This window comes from Pedococcus aerophilus (assembly GCF_039532215.1).
Lineage (GTDB): Bacteria > Actinomycetota > Actinomycetes > Actinomycetales > Dermatophilaceae > Pedococcus > Pedococcus aerophilus.
Genome location: NZ_BAAARN010000001.1, coordinates 670103 through 688964, shown reverse-complemented (window position 1 = coordinate 688964; position 18862 = coordinate 670103). Strand labels below are relative to the sequence as shown.

Here is an 18862-nt window from a genome sequence, read left to right as displayed (position 1 = left end):
ACGCGGTCCGGACCTCCGCTTGGTAAATATTCTCTACGCGAACCGCATGTTCGCCAATTATTTACCTGTGTGCCGAGCAAGCGGGCGTGGTGCAGCCCCGCGTCGGCGACGTCGTGCTCGAGCTAGACGCGAGCCCCGTTGTCGGGGTCGTTCTCGTCGCGGTCGCGGGGCTGGCGGAGCACCAGCAGCACGAACCCACCGATGGTCATGGCCAGGGCGCCCAGGGTCCACCAGTCGCTGACGTCGGGGCGGAACAGCACGAGCCAGAGCAGCACGATCGGGCCGACGACGAGACCGACGACGATGCCCCAGAACTGCACGTCCTCCTGCGGCGGCAGGGGAGCGGTCGGGCCGGGCTCGAAGTGCTCCTCCTCGTCGAGGTCCATGAGCTCGGCGGGTGCCTGCTCCTGCTCGTCCTCCTCGGCCTCGGGCTCCTGCTCGATCTCGGCACCGCGCCAGACGACGAACGGGCGCGTCGGCGGCGGGTTGACGTGGGTGTCGGGTTCCAGCGCGGGGTTCACCCCGGTGTGGTGCGGCTTGTCGGGAAGCGACTGGACCTCGTCCCAGTGCGCGACGATGTCCGCGAACTGCGCGTCCACGTCCTTGTCGCCCATGACAGACCTGCTTCCTGCTGAGGAGGGCTGCGCGATCAGCTGAGCCGCTCGATGAACTGCACCGACTCCTCAAAGATACGTGGCGCGTCGTGGTCGAGGGTAGCCACGTGGTAGCTGTCGTGCAGGACGTTCTCGGTGACGTCGGTGCTGGAGACCCGGGAGAGGAACAGCTCCGAGCTCGAGGTGGGCACGATGTGGTCCTCGACGCTGTGCCACAGGACGACCGGCTGGGTCACCTCGGGCAGGTCGCGGACGACCGTGGCCCACAGCCGGGTCTGGGAGAACAGCGCCTTGAGCGGGATGCGGTCGTAGCAGACCTCGTCCTCGCCAGCCTTCTTGATGTCGTTGCCGATGCCGGGCAAGGAGGGCAGGACGGTCTGCAGGACCGGCAGGGCGCGCAGGCGGATGTCGTCCACCTTGTACGCCGGGTTGACGAGCATCAGGCCCCTCACCCTCGGACCGTGCTCCTGCGCGAGCCGGGTCGCGAGGGCACCTCCCATCGAGAGCCCTGCGACGAACACCTGGTCGCACTGCTCGTGTAGCTCGCGGAACGCGCTGTCCACGGCGGCATACCAGTCCTGCCACCGGGTGCGGTTCATCTCCTGCCACGTCGTGCCGTGGCCGGGCAGACGGGGGACCCGCACGGTGTACCCGGCCTCGGCGAGGAACTGGCCCCACGGGCGCATGCTCGCAGGGCTGCCGGTGAAGCCGTGGGCGAGGACGATGCCGGTCCGGGCGTGGTCACCGGTGCCGTCGTGGGAGTAGGGCTCTGCACCGGGTCGGACGGACAAGAGGAGCGCTCCTTGGGCGGGCCGCGGACGGACGTTGGCGCGCATCCTGTCACGCACCGCGGCGGTCGTCGATAGTGCCGTAGAGTTCACCGCGTCACATGGAGGTGAACGGTTGTTCTACTGGGTTCTCAAGACGGTCGTGCTCGGCCCGATCCTCAAGCTGTTGTTCCGGCCGTGGGTCGAGGGCGAGGAGAACATCCCCGAGGACGGGGCCGTCATCTTCGCGAGCAACCACCTGTCGTTCTCCGACTCGATCTTCCTGCCGCTCGTCGTCCCACGGCGGATGACCTTCCTGGCGAAGTCGGACTACTTCACCGGTCGAGGGATCAAGGGCCGCCTCACGGCGGCCTTCTTCCGCGGTGTCGGCCAGCTGCCCGTCGACCGCTCCGGCGGCCGCGCCGGTGAGGCCGCGCTGCGCTCCGGCCTGCGCGTCCTGCGCCGCGGCGAGATGCTCGGCATCTACCCCGAGGGCACCCGCAGCCCCGACGGTCGTCTCTACCGAGGGCGTACCGGTGTCGCGCGGATGGCGCTCGAGGGTGGCGTCGTCGTCCTGCCCGTCGCGATGATCGGCACCGACAAGGCCCAGCCCACCGGCAAGAAGATCCCCAAGCTGATGCGCATCGGCGTGAAGATCGGCAAGCCGCTGGACTTCTCGCGCTACGAGGGCATGGAGGACGACCGGTTCGTCCTGCGCTCGATCACCGACGAGATCATGTACGAGCTGATGCTGCTGTCCGGCCAGGAGTACGTCGACATGTACGCCACGTCGATGAAGGACCGCATCCTGGCCGCTGCGAAGACCAAGGCCCGCGAGCTGCAGGAGGCCGCCCTGCCGGGTTCGGCCGCCAAGGAGCTCGAGGAGGCCTTGGACGCCCACGACGACGAGGCCATCCGCCGGGCCCGCCGACGGGTCGACGACGCCGCCGCCGACATCGACGAGAACACCGAGCGTGGTGGCGGGCTCGAAGCCGACGACGAGGACGACTCCCGCGGTCGGCGCCGCCGCCGCGAGGCCAGCTGAGCCCTTGACGCAGGGGGACGCGATGTCACGGGGGGACGGCGCAGCGCGGGGTGGCCACGGCACGCGCCTGCGCCTCGTGGCCGTGCCCGACTCCCAGCCCGAGGTCGTGTCGGCCTTCTGGAAGGGCATCGACGTCTTCCGCCCGATCGCGTTGGCGTATGCCGCGTACTCGCTGTGGGACCGCCCCCAGGACCTCGTCCGGCCGGCCCTGGGATGGGCCGTCCTCGCCGTCCTCGGCGTGTGGACGGTGTTTCTCGTCTTCTACCGCCGTCGCCGGCTGTCTCTCGTGGTCGTCGAGCTGGTGCTCGCCGCCGCAGCGATCCTCGCGACGCGGTTGGTCGACTCCGCCGAGGCCATCGAGGCCGGGTCGCGGACCCTGCCGACGTTCTGGCCCGCGGCAGGTGTGGTCTCGGCGGCGGTGCTGCTCGGCCGCAAGGGCGGGGTCGTCGCGTCGGTGTTCATCGGCGTCGTCGACCTCGTCGAGGTCGGGCGGGCCACCCCCAACACGATCAACAACATCGTCCTGCTGCTGCTCATCGGGACGCTGATCGGCTACGCCGTCGACCTCGCCCGCGAGGGGCACACCAAGCTGCGGGAGGCGCTCGCGCTCGAGGCGCAGGTGCGGGAGCGCGAGCGACTCGCCCGCACGGTCCACGACGGCGTGCTGCAGACCCTGGCGTTCATCAACCGGAGGGGCGCCCAGCTCGGCGGTGAAGCCATGCAGCTCGGTGGCATGGCGGCCGACCAGGAGCGGCTGCTGAGGGCACTGGTGAGCGGCACGACACCCGACGAGTCGGCCTCCGCGGTGCACGGCGACGTCGACCTGCGCCAGCAGCTCGCACGGTTCGCCGAGGGACGGGTCCACCTCGTCGCCCCCGCCGACCCCGTGCTCGTGCCACCGCGTGTCGCCGGCGAGCTCGTGGCTGCGGTGGGAGCGGCCCTGGACAATGTGCACCAGCACGCCGGGGAGGCCGCCGAGGCGTGGGTGCTGGTCGAGGACGAGGGGGAGGTCGTGGCCCTGACGGTGAGGGACAACGGCACCGGTATGGCGCCCGGGCGCCTCGACGAGGCGGCCGCCGCCGGGCGGTTGGGTGCCTCCTCGAGCATCCGGGGGCGCTTGTCGGACCTCGGGGGAGAAGCGGTGTACTCGGGCCGGGAGGGTTCCGGGACGACGGTGACGATGCGGGCGCCCAGGTCGGGCGCTCGCGGTGGAGGGGTGGCATGAACGTGCAGTCGCAGGGGCAGGTCGGGGCGCAGGGGGCGGACGGCGCGGCGCAGGAGTCCGTGCCGCTCAGGGTGGTCGTCGCAGACGACCACCCGCTCTGGCGGGACGCGGTCGCCCGCGACCTCGCCGAGGCGGGCATGACGGTCCTGGCCACGGCGGACGACGGCCCGTCGGCGGTGAACCGGACCAGGGCGACCCGCCCGGACGTGCTCGTCCTCGACCTCAACCTGCCGGGCATGCGGGGGCACGAGGTCTGCGCCGCCCTCGGCTCGCTGGAGACCCGGGTGCTGGTGCTGTCGGCGTCCGGTGAGCAGCAGGACGTCCTCGAGGCGGTCAAGGCCGGGGCGACCGGGTACCTCGTGAAGTCCGCGTCCCGCGAGGAGATCGTGGCGGCGGTCGAGGCCACCGCCCGCGGCGAGGCGGTGTTCACGCCGGGCCTGGCCGGGCTGGTCCTGGGCGAGTTCCGCAAGCTGTCGACCCAGCCGCAGGCCGACCCCTCGCGCCCCATCCCCGAGCTCACCGAGCGCGAGACCGAGGTGCTCAAGCTCGTCGCGACAGGCATGTCCTACAAGGAGATCGCGTCGGAGCTGTTCATCTCCCACCGCACCGTGCAGAACCACGTGCAGAACACCCTGGGCAAGCTGCAGATGCACAACCGCATCGAGCTGGTCCGGTTCGCCATCGCCAGGGGACTGGACACCCCCGAGGCCTGAGGCAGGCGCCATACCGGGGTTGCGCGGTGACCGGGATGCGGGCTGGCGGACGGAGCGGTCCGGCGCGCACCTATCCTTGACGGGTGAGCACCACGCAGCACCATGACGCCCTCGCCAGCCTCGCGGCCGGCGCCGACCTCCCGGCCGCCCAGCAGCCGGTCTGGCCCGACGCCGCCCGACTCTCCAGCGCTGTCGCCGAGCTCGCGTCGTATCCGCCGCTGGTGTTCGCGGGCGAGTGCGACGTCCTGAAGTCGCGGATGGCCGCTGCCGCGCGCGGCGAGGCCTTCGTCCTGCAGGGCGGCGACTGCGCCGAGACGTTCGCCGCGGCGACCGCCGACAACATCCGTGACCGCGTCAAGACGATCCTGCAGATGGCTGCCGTCCTCACCTACGGCGCCTCGGTGCCGGTGGTCAAGGTCGGTCGGATGGCGGGGCAGTACGCCAAGCCCCGCAGCAGCGGCGACGAGACCCGTGAGGGTGTGACCCTGCCGGCCTACCGCGGCGACATGGTCAACGACTTCGACTTCACCCTCGAGTCGCGCACCCCGGACCCGCAGCGCCTCGTCAAGGCGTACCACGCGAGCTCGGCGACGCTGAACCTCGTGCGCGCCTTCACCATGGGTGGCTTCGCCGACCTGCGCCACGTCCACGACTGGAACAAGGGCTTCGTCTCCAACTCGGCCAACAGCCGCTACGAGCGCCTGGCCAAGGACATCGACAAGGCGATGAAGTTCATGTCGGCCTGTGGCGCCGACTTCGACGCGATGCGCACGACCGAGTTCTTCTCGGCGCACGAGGCGCTGCTGCTCGACTACGAGCGCCCGCTGACCCGCGTCGACAGCCGCACCGGTGAGCTCTACGACACCAGCGGCCACTTCATCTGGGTCGGCGAGCGCACCCGCGACCTCGACGGTGCGCACGTCGACTTCGTCTCCAAGGTCCTCAACCCCATCGGGGTGAAGCTGTCGGCCAAGGCCGAGGTCGACGACGTCCTGCGGCTCATCGACAAGGTCGACCCGGACCGTGAGCCCGGTCGCCTGACGTTCATCACCCGGATGGGTGCCAAGACCGTCCGGGAGGCGCTGCCCACCCTCGTCGAGAAGATCACCGCCTCGGGCGCGCAGGTCACTTGGATCTGCGACCCCATGCACGGCAACACCTTCGAGTCGGCCAGCGGCTACAAGACGCGCGACTTCGAGGACGTCGTCGAGGAGGTGCGCGGGTTCTTCGAGGTCCACCAGGGCCTCGGCACGGTCCCCGGCGGCATCCACGTCGAGCTCACCGGCAACGACGTCACCGAGTGCATCGGTGGCGCCGAGAAGATCCTCGACGCCGACCTCAACAAGCGCTACGAGACGGTCTGCGACCCCCGTCTCAACCACCAGCAGAGCCTGGAGCTGGCGTTCCTCGTCGCCGAGATGCTCTCCAAGGACTGACCGCCCTGATGACCACTGCCGTCGACGTCGACCTGCTGTCCGACACCCTGACGCGGCCGACGGAGGCGATGCGCCACGCCATGGCCACCGCCGCCGTCGGCGACGACGTGTTCGGGGAGGACCCGACCGTCCGGGAGCTCGAGGAGCGCGTGGCCGGGCTGCTCGGCCACGAGGACGCGCTGTTCACCCCGACCGGCTCGATGGCCAACCAGCTCGGGCTTCGGCTGCACGTCACCCCGGGTGAGGAGCTCATCGCCGACTCGCTGGCCCACGTCCTGCGTGCCGAGATGGGCGCTGCCGCAGCGCTTTCCGGTCTGTCGTCGCGGTCGTGGGTCGCCCAACGGGGACTGCTCGACGCCGCCCAGCCCTTGGCGCTGATGATCCCGGACGGTGGGACCTACCAGGTCAACACCCGGCTCGTGGTCGTGGAGAACACCCACAACTTCGGTGGCGGCACGGTGCAGCCGCTCGACCAGATCGCCGCGCTGCGGGCGGGGACCCAGCCTCGCGGCGTCGCGATGCACCTCGACGGTGCACGACTCTGGAACGCGCACGTGGCCACCGGGGTGGCGCTGTCGGACTACGGCCAGCACTTCGACACCGTCAGCGTCTGCCTCTCCAAGGGCCTCGGCGCTCCGGTGGGTTCGGTGCTGGTCGGGTCGCGCGACCGCATGGCGGCGGCCCGTGTCTGGCGCAAGCGCTTCGGCGGGGGCATGCGGCAGGTCGGCATCCTCGCTGCCGGCGGTCTGCACGCGCTCGACCACCACGTCGAGCGACTCGCCGACGACCACGCCCGTGCGCACCGGTTCGCGACCGCTGCCGCCGAGGCTGCCCCGGGGTCCATCGACCCGGCGACCGTGCAGACCAACATCGTCGTCCTCGACGTGTCGGTCACCGGGTGGACGTCGGCCGCCTTCGTCGAGGAGGCGGGCCGACGCGGCATACGCCTCTATCCGGTGAGCCCCACGGCGGTCCGCCTCGTCTGGCACCTGGACGTCGACGACGCCGGGACGTCCCGCGCGGTCGAGGCGCTCACGCCGCTGCTCGAGCAGGGCCCCTCCGCCGCCTGACCGTCCGTGGCAGGATCGCGGCGACGACACCCCGCCACGAGAGGCACGACCGTGCAGATGAAGCTGGAACTGATCCCCCTGCCGGTCTCGGACGTGGACCGGGCCATCAGCTTCTACGTCGACCGGCTCGGTTTCACCAAGGACTTCGACGTCACGCCGAGCGAGGGTGTCCGGGTCGTCCAGTTCACCCCCGAGGGGTCGAGCTGCTCGATCGGCGTCGGCACCGGGCTCGACGTCTACCGCGGTGTCCCGGGAAGCATCCGAGGCGTGCACCTGGCCGTCGAGGACGTGGCAGCGGCGCGCGCCGAGCTCATCGGTCGAGGGGTGGAGGTCGGTGAGGTCCACGACTTCGGTGGCGGCGTGCTGGGCGCGAACTTCGCCGACCCCGACGGCAACTCGTTCGAGCTCCAGGAGATGGCGTGGCGGAAGGGCGCCGCGTTCTGACCGCCTGCCCGTCGACAGAATGTCGCGACATCGTGTGATGGGTCGGACACGCGTCTGCACGACGAATCGTCAATCACCGCAGATGTTCTAGCGATGGTCATGGTGTCGGTGGAGGCGGCGTGCCGGGCCGGGGTCCTAGCGTCGACAGGAGCCGCGCTGGCTGCAGGGCGGCTGTCCACCACCGAAGGGAGCCACCCATGCGCCTCACGCGCCTGATCATCGTCCCGGCGGCCGCCGGGGTCATCGTTCTCGTCGGGATGTCGGCGGCGAGTGCCGGGGAGATCACCGGCAACGGCAAGCCTGCCCAGGGCCCTGCCCATGCCAACTCCATCTGCGCCTTCTCCGGCCTCGAGGACGGCGACGGGGCAGGGTTCCCCGGACCGGGGGGAGCGCCTCCGCAGAACTGGGGCCACGTGCAGCAGGCCGAGCGTGCAGCAGGGGCGACCCCTGCCGACCTCAAGGCGTCCGGCTTCCAGCCCGGCGACTCCTGCAACGGGCACAGCGGCTTCCTCGCAGGCGGCGGCGAGGAGCCGTAGACCGCCTCGACCTCGGGGCGGATCACAGTGCAGAGCCGCCGTCGACGGGTGCCAGGGGCGAAGAGTGCCGCGCCCCTGGCACCCCTGTGTCCTGGTGGTGGCCCGACCCGAGGGAAAAGTGTGCACCGCTGTCGATCTGGGAGGGTGTCGCTCGTCACCCTGGTGCAGACCACCACAGAAAGGACATGCGATGACCGAGTACGTCGTACTCTTCCCCGCCGACGACGAGGCGCAGTGGGAGGCCGCTTCGGAGGCCGAGCACCAGGCCACGTTCGACACCGACGCCGAGTTCGTGCAGCTGCTCAAGGCGAGTGGCGGTGCCGTGGTCGGGGGTGCCGGGCTCACCCACAGCAGCAGGGCCCGCACGATCCGCCGCGGGTCCGCCCCGACGGACACGGTGGTCACCGAGGGTCCGTTCGCGGAGACCGTCGAACAGCTCTCGGGCTTCTACATCGTGACGTGCGACGACCACGACGCGCTCACCGAGGCCGCCCGGGTGCTGACGCGGGCCCACCCGGTCGTCGAGATCCGCCCCGTCGACGAGTTCTGAGGGACCCGGACTGCTGCCGGCTGCCTCAGACCTCGTGGTGCAGCAGCTCCGCCGGTCTATCCTCCTCCGCGGTGGCGCCGGGGGACCGCCGCCCGAGGATCTCGACGACATACATCGCGGTGAGCACGAGGCCACCACCGAGCAGCATGCGCGCGGTCAGGGACTCACCACCGAGCAGGACGGCGAAGAACGCGGCGAACACCGGCTCCATGGTCATGACGATGGCGGCCCGGGTGGCCGGCATGTGCGACTGCGCCCACGTCTGCGACCAGAGGGCGACGGCTCCGGCGATGAGGGCCATGTAGAGCAGTGACGCCCACTGCCCGCCGTCCTGGGGGAGCGTGATGCCGTCCGGCACCGCGCCGACGAAGGTCACCGCCGTGATGACGAACGCCTGCACTGTGGCCAGGCCCGTCGCGGAAGCCGCCGTCGAGTACCGGCCCAGCCCGATGATGTGCAAGGCGTAGAGCACCGCCGCAGCCAGGGTCACCGCCTCCCCGAAACCCATCGTCATCCCGCGCAGGGAGAGGACTCCCAGCCCCACCGTCGCGAGCCCGACGGCCAACCAGGTGGAGCCGGGTATGCGGTCGCGGAGCAGCACCGCGCCGAGGACCGGGGTGAGCACGACGTAGGTCCCCGTCACGAAGCCGGACACCGATGCGTCGGTGTGCTCGAGGCCGACGGTCTGGAGCAGCTGGGCCAAGCCGTACAGCACCCCGAGCCCGACACCGATCAGCACCTCGCGCCGGGTCAGCGCCAGGGTCTGTCGACGGAAAACGACAGCCATGACGACCGCGGCGATGGCGAACCGCACGGCCAGGAAGTCGGCCGACGGCACGTGCTCGACGAGGTCGCGGATGAGGAAGAACGTCGAGCCCCACACCGCGGTGACGGCGATGAGGAGCAGGGTGGCGAGGCGACTCGCGGGCAGGGTCCGCACGGGTGGGCCGGTCAGCTCGTCTGTCGGTGGTCGTCGTTCGGTGGTCGTCAGACGACGACGAGGGTGACGGTGGTGTCCTTGGGCTGCTCGCTGCCGGCAGCGGGGTTCTGGCTGCGGACGGTGCCGAAGATCCCACCCATGAAGCGTTCGACGGCGACCTTGAAGCCGGCGTCCTCGAGGATCTTGCGGGCCTCGGCCTCCTGCTTGCCCTGCACGTCCGGGACCTTGATCAGGACCGGCCCCTTGGAGACGACGAGGGTGACCTTGTCTCCCTTGAACAGCGTGCCGCTCGACGGGCTCTGGGAGATGACGCTGCCCTTCGGGACGGTGTCGTCGTTCTCCTGCCTGGTGGCGTCGACCTCGAGGCCCTTGCCCGTCAGGTCCCGGACGGCGTCGTCGGCGGGCTTGCCGGTGAAGTCGGTGACCTCGATCGGCTGGCGCCCCTTGCTCACGACGAGGGAGACCTTGGTGCCCCGCTTGAGGGACGAGCCCTCCTTGGGGCTGACGCTGATGACCAGGCCCGCGTCGACCGTCTCGCTGAATGCCTGCTTGGTGTCGCCGAGGGTGAGTTTCTCCGCCTTGATCCGGGCCGTGGCCTCGTTGGCGCTGGCACCCACGACCTGGGGCACGGCATACCGCTCCGGGCCCTTGGACACGGTCACGGTGACGTCCTGGCTGCGACGCAGCTCGGTCCCGGCACCGGGATCGGTGGAGATGACCACACCCTTGGGGATCGTCTCGTCGAAGGCGTCGACCCGCTCGGGGGACAGGTGCGAGGTGGTGAGGGCGCTCTGGGCCTGCTCGTACGTCTGGCCGGTCACGCGGGGGACCGTGGTCGGCGACCCGGGCCCGGCGAGGAACCACCAGGCGGCGACGCCGGCGACCAGGGCGACGGCCAGCGCCGCGACGATCCAGCCCCACGGGCCACGACGGCGGTCATCGACGACCCGGCCCTCGAGCGCGCGGTGCCGGTCCTCGAGGTAGGGGTCGGGTCCGGGCGGTGCGGTGGGGGTGTGGTCCATCGGCAGCGCCACGGGTCCGATGGGACGCGACCGTCGCGGCTCGTGGCCGGCCTCGACCGGCAGGGCGCTGGTGCGCTCGACGGCGATGGTGCTCGCACCGGGACCGGCCGCGGACGGGCCCTCGGGCCGACGGTCGAGCTCGGTGGGGGTGAGCATGGACCGCGACTTGCGCACCTCCGCCAGGAAGTCGCCGGCGTCGGCCGGTCGCTGGTCGGGGTCGCGCGAGGTGGCCAGGGCCACGAGGGCGTCGAGCTCGGCGGGCACGGTCGTGACCCGCGAGGACGGGGCCGGCACCGAGCTGTGCACGTGCTGGTAGGCGATGTGGATCGGGGTGTCCCCGGTGAACGCCTTCGAGCCGGTGAGCATCTCGAAGAGGATCAGGCCGGCGGCATACACGTCGCTGCGGGCGTCGGCGATGCCGCGTTCGACCTGCTCGGGCGACAGGTAGGCCACGGTGCCCAGCAGGACGCCGGTCTGGGAGTGCGAGGTCTGGTTGCTCACGGCACGGGCGAGGCCGAAGTCGGCGACCTTCACCGTGCCGTCGTCCTCGCGCAGGATGATGTTCTCGGGCTTGACGTCGCGGTGGATGATCCCGGCACGGTGGGCGGCACCGAGCGCCTGCAGGACCGGCGCCATGATGTCCAGGGCCGCGCGGGGGGTGAGCGGTCCTTCCGCCTTCATCACCTCGCGCAGGGTCTGCCCGGGGACGTACTCCATCGCGAGGAACATGTGGCCGTCGTCGTCGCCCTGGTCGAAGACCGACACGACGTTGGGGTGCGACAACCGTGCTGCGGAGCGCGCCTCACGGCGGAACCGGCTGACGAACGCGTCGTCCCGGGCCAGGTCGCGGCGCAGCACCTTGAGGGCGACGTCGCGGTCCAGACGGGTGTCCAGGGCCAGGTAGACCGATGCCATTCCGCCGTCGGCGATGTGCGACTGGACGCGGTAGCGCCCGTCGAACACACGGCCGAGCAAGGACTCGGTGACACCTGAAGACACCCGCAAAGTGTAGGAGGTCATTCTGGCCAACTCATGCAGGCAGGTCCGGGGGAGGCGTCACGAACCCTCCTAGAACCGGCTGCGATGGGCCTTGATCGCCTTCACGTAGACCTTGGTGTCGGCGTACATCCCGTAGCGCTGCACCGAGTAGAGGCCCTGGTAGTAGCCGGCGATCGCCTGGTCGACGTTCTTCGCCGACCGGGTCAGCGACCGCAGGATGACGACCCCCGCGGTGATGTTGTCCTGGGTGCGCAGCAGGTTGATCTTCTGGCCGCTCATCTGCGAGGCCCACTCGCCCGAGGACGGGATGACCTGCATGACGCCGATGGCGTTCGCGACCGAGACCTGGCGCTGGTTCCAGCCGGACTCCTGCCACGCGACGGCCAGGGCCAGGCTCGGGTCCACGCCGTGGCGGCGGGCGGTGGCGACGATCATGTCGCGGGTCTGGCTGCGGCTGGGGACCGACGCCTGCGCCAGGGCGTCACGGTTGCGGTTCGCCGCCCCGACGACCGAGCTCGGGTAGGTGCGACCGGCGAAGGTGTTGGCGCTGCTCGCCGACGAGGCCTTCTTCCCGGGCACCCGGAGCTTCTGCCCGATGGACAGCTGGTTGGCGTTGGCGAGCCGGTTGGCCTTGAGCAGGGACGCCAGGGAGACGCCGTGGCGTGCTGCGATGCCGCTCAGGGTGTCGCCGCTGCGCACGGTGTAGCCGGACGTCGAGGCGCTGGCCACCGCCGTGGTGCCGCGGACCTTCAGTTTCTGCCCGGGGTGGATGACGCTGCGGCCGCTGAGGTGGTTGAGCGAGTAGAGCGTGGCCAGAGGGGTCCGGGTGCGGGTCGCGATGCCGCTCAGGGTGTCGCCGCTGCGCACCGTGTAGCGGGTGGTCGAGAGGCCACCGCTGCTCGAGGGGCGGCTCGCGCTCGCGGCCCCGGCGCCGGGGATGCGCACCTTCTGGCCGATCTGCAGCACCGAGCGGGCCGACAGGCCGTTGGTCTTGAGCAGCGACGCCAGCGAGACGCCCTTGCGAGCCGCGATGCCACCGAGGGTGTCGCCGGAGCGGACGACGTAGGTGCTGCGGGCGATGGCTGCGGCGCGTGCGGCGGAGGCTGCGCGGGCGCGGTGTGCGTCGACGCGGGCCTGGGCCGCGGACCTCGGCACCGACAGGTGCTGGCCGATCGAGAGGTGGTGCCCGCCGCCGGCCAGCTTGTTGCGTGCCACGAGGACACCGGTGGTGGTGCCGATCCGGCTGGCGATCGCGGCGAGCGTGTCGCCGTTGCGGACGGAGTACGAGGTCCAGCCGTGGGGGGCGGGCTTGGCCTTCTGGACGACCGCGGTGGGCGCGTGTGTCGAGGCCGAAGGGAGCGCCGCGGGAGCGATCACTGGGGACATCGTGGTGCCTTTCGGGACGTCCACCGCAGACAGGGCGGGGGACTGCAGAGGAAGAAGGTGCTCAAGTGAGGGGTGTGGCGACTGTGACGAGAGTGAAAGGTACACCACGCACCCGCACCCATATCGACTTACATCGATGTAATTTGCAATGCCCCCGCGTGCTGGCAGGCTGTCCTCGTGACCGACCAGACCCCCACCTCGCCCGAGCCGTCCCTGGAGGACCTCGTCGGGTCCTGGCTGACCGTCCCAGACATCGCCGAACGGCTCGGCATCCCCCTGTCCGGGGTGCGCCGGCTCATCGAGGAGCGAGAGCTGCTGAGCGCCCGCATCGGCGAGCGCCGGGTCGTGGCGGTGCCCGAGCAGTTCCTCCTCGATGAGGTCTACCCCTACCTGCGGGGCACCTTCACCGTGCTCGCCGACGGCGGGATGGGTGACGAGGAGATCCTCCAGTGGTTGTTCACCCCCGACCCGACCCTGCGCGTGCCCGGCACGCCGGTCGACAACCTCGCGGCCGGGTTCAAGACCGAGGTGCGTCGCCGCGCGATGGAGCAGGCCTTCTAGGTCGGCCTCGCCCCGTTCGTCCCTGCGGCGCTGGTCCCGGCGGTCGTGACGGTATGCCGCCCGGGACCGGCTCGCTGTCCCGTCACCCAGCGAGCGGTGTCAGTGCTCCCGCGTGGTGGCGCTGTCGATGAGCTGGTCGAGCACCGCGACGGCGTCGGGGTCCAGCGACCGCGTCGACTTCAGCGCCATACGGGCCGAGTCGGCCAGCCGGGCGATGTCGGCCTCCACCGCGTCGACCGCGCCGCTGGCGGTGATCACCTCGCGCAGCCGGTCCACCGTGTCCGTGTCGAGGGCGGGGTCGCCGAGCCGTGACTCCACCAGTTCTCGCCCAGCATCGTCGGCCCCGGCGAGGGCATGGGCGACGAGCACGGTCCGCTTGCCCTCGCGCAGGTCGTCGCCGGCTGGCTTGCCGGTCGCCACGGGGTCGCCGAACACCCCGAGCAGGTCGTCGCGCAGCTGGAACGCCTGGCCGAGGTCGAGCCCGTAGCGCGACAGGGCGGCGAGGTCGTCGGCGTCGACGCCGCCGGCGCTCGCGCCGATGAGCAGCGGGTGCTCGACGGTGTACTTCGCGCTCTTGAACCGGATGACCCGCTCGGCCCGCTCGATGCGCTCGGACGTCGGCATGCCGTCCCAGGACCGCACCGACTCGACGACGTCGAGGAACTGGCCGCCCATGAGCTGGGTGCGCATGAGGTCGAAGACCTTGCGGCCGCGGGCGAGGTGCTGGGCGTCCAGCCCCGAGGTGGCGTAGAGCTCCTCGGTCCAGTTGAGGCACAGGTTGCCGGCGAGGATCGCGCCCGCGACCCCGAACCGTCCGGCGTCGCCGGACCAGGACTCCTGCTCGTGCCGGGCCGCGAGGGACCGGTGCGCTGCGGGCATCCCGCGGCGGGTGTCGCTGTCGTCCATGACGTCGTCGTGGATCAGGGCCGCAGCCTGGAAGAACTCCATCGCCGTGGCCACCCGGACGACGGCGTCGGAGTCGGGCTGTCCGGCGCTGCGGTACCCCCAGTAGAGGAAGGCCGCACGCAGCCGCTTGCCGCCGGTGAGGAGACGGGCCACAGCGCCGAGCAGCTCCTGCGCGTCGGGGCCGACCTCGGCCAGGACGGTGGACTGGTGGACGAGGACGTCGTCGACGCACCGTTGCACGCGCTCACGCAGCTGCGCGGCATCGAGGGGGCTGACCACCACGCGCTCCTCCTGTTGCGGCCTGCTCGGTCATGGTTGGGCTTCGTCAGCACCCGCCGTCCCACCACGGCCGCGGCCGTGGTGTCTCACCGTGTGCTGGCTCCGAGCCTACGGCGTGGGGCCTCGACTAGTCTCACCGCCATGGCACTGGGGCAGCCCTCTCGTCTTGCTCGGCCGGCTCAGCTGACCCGGTCGATCCCCGGCATGCTCTCCTCGCCCGCCCCGTCGGTGAGCTTCGAGTTCTTCCCGCCCAAGGACGACGCGAGCGAGGCCCTGCTCTGGGACGCCATCCGTCGGCTCGAGTCCGCGCGCCCCGACTTCGTCTCCGTCACGTACGGCGCCGGTGGCTCGAACCAGGACCGCACCGTCCGCGTGACCGAGCGGATCGCCCGCGAGACCACCCTGACGCCCCTGGCCCACCTCACCTGCGTCGGTGCATCCGTCGGTGCGCTGCGCCAGGTCGTGGGCCTGTATGCCGCCTCGGGCGTCCGCAACATCCTCGCCCTGCGCGGCGACCCGCCGGGTGACCCCGGTGGCGAGTGGGTGTCGCACCCCGAAGGCCTCAACCACGCGACCGACCTCGTCGCGCTCGTGAAGTCGTTGGGGGACTTCACGATCGGTGTCGCGGCCTTCCCCGACGTCCACCCCGCCTCGCCGAGCTTCGAGCACGACGTCGAGATCATGGTCCGCAAGGCCGATGCCGGGGCCAGCTTCGCCATCACCCAGATGGTCTTCGACGCAGAGAGCTACCTGCGGCTGCGTGATGCCGTCGCGGCCCGCCGACCGGAGCTGCCGATCACCCCCGGCCTGATGCCGGTGACGAACTTCAAGCAGGTCGCCCGGATGTCCCAGCTCATGGGGACCCCGCTCCCCACGGCTGTCGTGTCGCGGCTCGAGGCCGTGGCGGACGACCCGGCCGCGACGCGCGAGGTCGGCGTGCAGATCGCCACGGAGCTCGCGACCCGGATGCTCGGCGAGGGTGCCCCGGGCCTGCACTTCATCACGATGAACCGCTCGACGGCGACGCTCGAGGTGCACCGCAACCTCGGCCTGGACTGAACCTCGTCCTGCGCCGACCGTCCGGTCCGGACCGACTGCGCAGGTGATGGTTCCACCACGGACGAGCGCGGGGCACGAGCCCGACGCGGCCTCCCCTCCTGACTGCGCCTGCGGTTCGTGCCCCGCGCCGTCGCATTCCCCCGACTGCGACGCGACGAGCCTGCCGGTGCCGAGCGGACGCCGGCATCCGTACCCGTACTCAGATCGGACCGGTGCCGACGGCGCTCAGTCGCGGGTGGTGAACCTGCGCAGCAGCGCTGCGGCGGCCGACAGGACCGCGACGGCGACGCCATACCCGGTCGCGGTGGCCTCCAGGCCGAGGTGAGGCACGACGAATCCCGCTGCGACAGCAGGCAGTCCGAAGGCGAGGTAGCTGACGACGAACACCGACGAGAACAGCTCGCCGCGCTGGTCCGGACCCACGGTCGGCGTCACGGAACGCATGATGCCCAGGAACGACGTCCCGAACCCGGACCCGGCGACCACCACGGCGAGCAGGAAGCCGACCAGCGACTCGAGGTTGAGCGCGACCAACGTCAGGGCGGTGCCGAGGGCGAGCATGGTCGTGCCGTACAGGGTGACGGTGCGGGCCGAGCGGCGGCGGGCGAGGTAGGAGCTGAGGCCACCGGCGCCCGTGAGGAGCGCGACCGCCGCGCCCTGGGCGACGTGGTCCCGGCCCCCGAGCGAGGCCACGAGAGGTGCGCCGAGGGACAGGTAGAGGCCACCGGTGGCCCACCCTGCGACGAGAGCAGGAGCGCTGAGGTTGAAGGCTTTTCGTGCGGTGACCGGGATGCCGACCTGGGGACGCAGCGAGCGCACCCAGCCGCCGTGGCGCGGCGACGTCTCCGGCAGCGCGAGGGTCACGAGGGCGAGGAGGAGGTAGGCCGCGGTGAGGGCCCCGAAGACGAGGGGCAGGGCATCGGGGGACCAGTCGATCGCCGCACCGGCAACCAGGGCGCCGACCGCGAGCCCCGCCATCGGGGTGACGCCGTTGACCGTCGCGGCCAGGCCGGGGCGGGTGGATGGCTCGAGGTCGACCGCCGCCGCTGACACCGTCGACATCAGCAGGCCCGCGGCGATGCCCTGGACGGCTCGCGACACCAGGAGGGTCGTCACGTCGTCGGCGTGCCAGAAGCCCAGCGTGCTCGCGGCCAGGACGACGAAGCCGGTGGCCAGCACCGGGCGGCGACCGATGTGGTCCGACAGCGAGCCGGTGACGAGCAGGGTCACGAGGAGCGTCATGGCGTAGACGCCGAAGATCGTCGTCATGGTGCCGGCCGAGAAGCCGATCTGCGACTGGAGCACCGGGTAGAACGGTGAGGGGGCACTGGCGCCGACCATGAGGGCGGCGAGGGCGCCGACGGCTGTCACGAAGGCCGGGCCGCGCGCCAACCGACGTGGCCGACGTCCCGACGCGGCGGTTGGGGCGGGCTCGGCTGAGGGGGTGGTGGTGGTGGTGGTGGTGGGCGTCGCTCGGGGCGGGAGCGTGCTGGGGGTGGTGCGCTCGGCCATGACGGCTACCTCTCGGGGGACGCTCGCGGACAATGGTTCGACATTTGTCGAACGGTGCCGAGAGGTGGGGCATTCCCGCTGGGGCGAATCAGTTCGAGTATTGTCGAACCATGAGTGGAACGCCGGAGCTCGTGCACCCCGACCTCGAGGACGTGGCCCTCACCGATGTCCTCTTCGCCCTGAGCGACCCGGCCCGGCTCCAGATCGTGCGGGACCTCGCTGACGGACCCCTCGAGATGGCCCAGTGCGGGGCGACCAACCCGGCGCTGCCCAAGTCGACCAAGTCGCACCTCATGAAGGTGCTGCGTGAGGCCGGGCTCATCCGCAACGAGCCGCACGGTCGCCAGCGGCTCGTGTCGCTGCGCCGCACCGAGGTGGACGCGGCGTTCCCAGGGCTGCTCGACAGCGTGCTCGGCCCGCGCTGAGGGCGGACGTCGCTGGGACGGTCTCTCGCTGGGACGGTCTCTCGCTGGGACGGTCCGTCGCTAGGACGGTCCGTCCAGCGGGCGCAGCTCGGCGACGAGCGGGACGATGTCGGCGACCGAGTCGACGACGCGCGTCGGCTGGTAGGGGAACTGGTCGACCTGGTGCGGTCGCGTCGAGCCCGTCATCACGAGGATGGTGCGCAACCCCGCCTCGAGGCCGCTGATGACGTCGGTGTCCATGCGGTCGCCGACCATCACCGTCGACTCCGAGTGCGCGTCGATCCGGTTGAGGGCGCTGCGCATCATCAACGGGTTGGGCTTGCCGATGTAGTACGGCTGACGACCCGTCGCGGCGGTGATGAGTGCCGCGACCGAGCCCGTCGCGGGCAGGGTGCCCTGCTGGCTGGGGCCGCTGACGTCGGGGTTCGTGGCGATGAAGCGCGCCCCGGCCTCGATGAGCCGGATCGCCTTGGTGATCGCCTCGAAGGAGTAGGTGCGGGTCTCGCCGAGGACGACGTAGTCGGGGTCCCGCTCGGTCATCGTGTAGCCGACCTCGTACAGCGCCGTGGTCAGGCCGGACTCGCCCACGACGAACGCGCTGCCGCGGGGCCGCTGGTCGTCGAGGAACTGCGCGGTGGCCAGCGCCGAGGTCCAGATCGACTCCTCCGGCACGTCGATCCCGCTCGCCAGCAGGCGGGCGCGCAGGTCCCGCGGCGTGAAGATCGAGTTGTTCGTCAGGACGAGGAACCGCCGCCCGTGCTCGGTGAGGGCGGCGAGGAACTCGGCGGCCCCTGGGATCGCGCTCTCCTCGTGGACGAGCACGCCGTCCATGTCGGTGAGCCAGCACTCGACGGGCCTGGGTCTGGTCATGTCGCCCATTCTGGCGCAGAGCGATCACCACTTTGGTGGATCGCCAGGGCGCGGACGGGGAGGAGGCTGGAGGGTGCCTGAAGGAGGTGCTGGTGATGTCACTGGCCATGAGTGCAGTAGCGACGATGCTCCCCGTGACGGACATCGATCGCGCGAAGGAGTTCTACTCCGACCGGCTGGGCCTGCCGTTCCAGGGGACGAACGCCGAGGGCAGTCTGATGTACGAGCTCAGCGGCGGGACGGTCCTCATGCTGCTGCCGAGGGAGGGTGGTTCACAGAACCCGAGCACCGCCCTGACCTGGGAGGTGCCGGACGTCGCCGCCGAGATCACCGAGCTCGAGGGGCGGGGTGTGGTCTTCGAGGACTACGACCTGCCGGGGTTGCAGACCGAGGGCCACATCGCGGACCTCGCGGGGGAGCGGGCCGCGTGGTTCGTCGACCCCGACGGGAACGTCCTGTGCATCCACGAGGCGCACCGGACCTGAGTCTCCGTCCCGAGTGCG

General features: G+C 71.1%; 20 protein-coding genes. 12 read left to right on the top strand and 8 right to left on the bottom strand.

The features are described 5' to 3' along the window. Window positions 1–122 precede the first annotated feature (122 nt). Together ABD286_RS03210 and ABD286_RS03205 are read right to left on the bottom strand one after the other, a co-directional pair. Window positions 123–614, bottom strand: coding sequence for a hypothetical protein (locus tag ABD286_RS03210; protein ID WP_344190190.1), 492 nt, complete (start codon window positions 612–614; stop codon window positions 123–125). Window positions 615–649: 35 nt separating this feature from the next. After that, the gene (locus tag ABD286_RS03205) at window positions 650–1405 is read right to left on the bottom strand and encodes an alpha/beta hydrolase (protein WP_344190188.1); all 756 of its coding nucleotides are present in this window, start codon (window positions 1403–1405) and stop codon (window positions 650–652) included. A 112-nt stretch (window positions 1406–1517) separates the two neighbouring features. Between ABD286_RS03205 and ABD286_RS03200 the strand changes: the two genes are divergently transcribed. The 8 genes from ABD286_RS03200 (at window position 1518) to ABD286_RS03165 (ending at window position 8400) form a co-directional block, all read left to right on the top strand. Then, entirely contained in the window at window positions 1518–2426 is a 909-nt protein-coding gene (locus ABD286_RS03200) for a lysophospholipid acyltransferase family protein (RefSeq protein ID WP_344190186.1), read from the top strand. A gap of 22 nt (window positions 2427–2448) precedes the next feature. Next, the gene (macS, locus tag ABD286_RS03195; RefSeq protein WP_344190184.1) at window positions 2449–3651 is read left to right on the top strand and encodes a MacS family sensor histidine kinase; all 1203 of its coding nucleotides are present in this window, start codon (window positions 2449–2451) and stop codon (window positions 3649–3651) included. Further along, the gene (locus ABD286_RS03190) at window positions 3648–4364 is read left to right on the top strand and encodes a response regulator (protein WP_344190182.1); all 717 of its coding nucleotides are present in this window, start codon (window positions 3648–3650) and stop codon (window positions 4362–4364) included. Before macS ends, ABD286_RS03190 begins: the two co-directional genes overlap by 4 nt. 83 nt (window positions 4365–4447) lie before the next feature. After that, complete coding sequence (locus tag ABD286_RS03185; protein ID WP_344190180.1) at window positions 4448–5800, top strand: class II 3-deoxy-7-phosphoheptulonate synthase; 1353 nt, start codon at window positions 4448–4450, stop codon at window positions 5798–5800. A gap of 8 nt (window positions 5801–5808) precedes the next feature. Continuing rightward, window positions 5809–6870: a threonine aldolase family protein gene (locus tag ABD286_RS03180; protein WP_344190178.1), complete on the top strand. Its 1062-nt coding sequence runs from the start codon at window positions 5809–5811 to the stop codon at window positions 6868–6870. A 57-nt stretch (window positions 6871–6927) separates the two neighbouring features. Further along, window positions 6928–7314 carry a VOC family protein gene (locus tag ABD286_RS03175; RefSeq protein ID WP_344190176.1) on the top strand — a complete coding sequence of 129 codons (387 nt, stop codon included), beginning with the start codon at window positions 6928–6930 and terminating at the stop codon, window positions 7312–7314. 197 nt (window positions 7315–7511) lie between these two features. Next, window positions 7512–7850 (top strand): hypothetical protein, encoded by a 339-nt coding sequence (locus tag ABD286_RS03170; RefSeq protein WP_344190174.1) that lies wholly within the window; start codon window positions 7512–7514, stop codon window positions 7848–7850. A 190-nt stretch (window positions 7851–8040) separates the two neighbouring features. Beyond that, window positions 8041–8400, top strand: coding sequence for a YciI family protein (locus ABD286_RS03165; protein ID WP_344190172.1), 360 nt, complete (start codon window positions 8041–8043; stop codon window positions 8398–8400). Between the two features lie 25 nt (window positions 8401–8425). Here ABD286_RS03165 and ABD286_RS03160 read toward each other — a convergent pair whose 3' ends face one another. From ABD286_RS03160 to ABD286_RS03150, 3 genes are all read right to left on the bottom strand, one after another. Then, entirely contained in the window at window positions 8426–9340 is a 915-nt protein-coding gene (locus tag ABD286_RS03160; protein ID WP_344190170.1) for a DMT family transporter, read from the bottom strand. A 47-nt stretch (window positions 9341–9387) separates the two neighbouring features. Next, complete coding sequence (pknB, locus tag ABD286_RS03155; protein WP_344190168.1) at window positions 9388–11361, bottom strand: Stk1 family PASTA domain-containing Ser/Thr kinase; 1974 nt, start codon at window positions 11359–11361, stop codon at window positions 9388–9390. Window positions 11362–11430: 69 nt separating this feature from the next. Continuing rightward, window positions 11431–12747 carry a LysM peptidoglycan-binding domain-containing protein gene (locus tag ABD286_RS03150; RefSeq protein ID WP_344190166.1) on the bottom strand — a complete coding sequence of 439 codons (1317 nt, stop codon included), beginning with the start codon at window positions 12745–12747 and terminating at the stop codon, window positions 11431–11433. Between the two features lie 177 nt (window positions 12748–12924). On the opposite strand from ABD286_RS03150, the gene ABD286_RS03145 reads away from it, so the two are divergent. Next, window positions 12925–13308 carry an Rv2175c family DNA-binding protein gene (locus ABD286_RS03145; RefSeq protein WP_344190164.1) on the top strand — a complete coding sequence of 128 codons (384 nt, stop codon included), beginning with the start codon at window positions 12925–12927 and terminating at the stop codon, window positions 13306–13308. A 99-nt stretch (window positions 13309–13407) separates the two neighbouring features. On the opposite strand, the gene ABD286_RS03140 is transcribed toward ABD286_RS03145, so the two are convergent. Further along, entirely contained in the window at window positions 13408–14493 is a 1086-nt protein-coding gene (locus ABD286_RS03140) for a polyprenyl synthetase family protein (protein ID WP_425565351.1), read from the bottom strand. A gap of 141 nt (window positions 14494–14634) precedes the next feature. Here ABD286_RS03140 and metF point away from each other — a divergent pair, with 141 nt between their 5' ends. Then, window positions 14635–15552, top strand: a complete 918-nt coding sequence (gene metF, locus ABD286_RS03135; RefSeq protein WP_344190160.1) for a methylenetetrahydrofolate reductase [NAD(P)H] — start codon at window positions 14635–14637, stop codon at window positions 15550–15552. 225 nt (window positions 15553–15777) lie between these two features. Here metF and ABD286_RS03130 read toward each other — a convergent pair whose 3' ends face one another. Continuing rightward, window positions 15778–17064 carry an MFS transporter gene (locus tag ABD286_RS03130; protein ID WP_344190158.1) on the bottom strand — a complete coding sequence of 429 codons (1287 nt, stop codon included), beginning with the start codon at window positions 17062–17064 and terminating at the stop codon, window positions 15778–15780. A 110-nt stretch (window positions 17065–17174) separates the two neighbouring features. On the opposite strand from ABD286_RS03130, the gene ABD286_RS03125 reads away from it, so the two are divergent. Further along, window positions 17175–17489, top strand: a complete 315-nt coding sequence (locus ABD286_RS03125) for an ArsR/SmtB family transcription factor (protein WP_344190156.1) — start codon at window positions 17175–17177, stop codon at window positions 17487–17489. 60 nt (window positions 17490–17549) lie between these two features. Here the strand turns inward: ABD286_RS03125 and ABD286_RS03120 are convergent, their stop codons facing one another. Beyond that, complete coding sequence (locus ABD286_RS03120) at window positions 17550–18359, bottom strand: HAD-IIA family hydrolase (protein ID WP_344190154.1); 810 nt, start codon at window positions 18357–18359, stop codon at window positions 17550–17552. Window positions 18360–18454: 95 nt separating this feature from the next. Between ABD286_RS03120 and ABD286_RS03115 the strand changes: the two genes are divergently transcribed. Further along, a complete protein-coding gene (locus ABD286_RS03115; RefSeq protein ID WP_425565350.1) occupies window positions 18455–18844 on the top strand; it encodes a VOC family protein in 390 nt (129 codons plus the stop codon). Window positions 18845–18862: the final 18 nt, after the last annotated feature.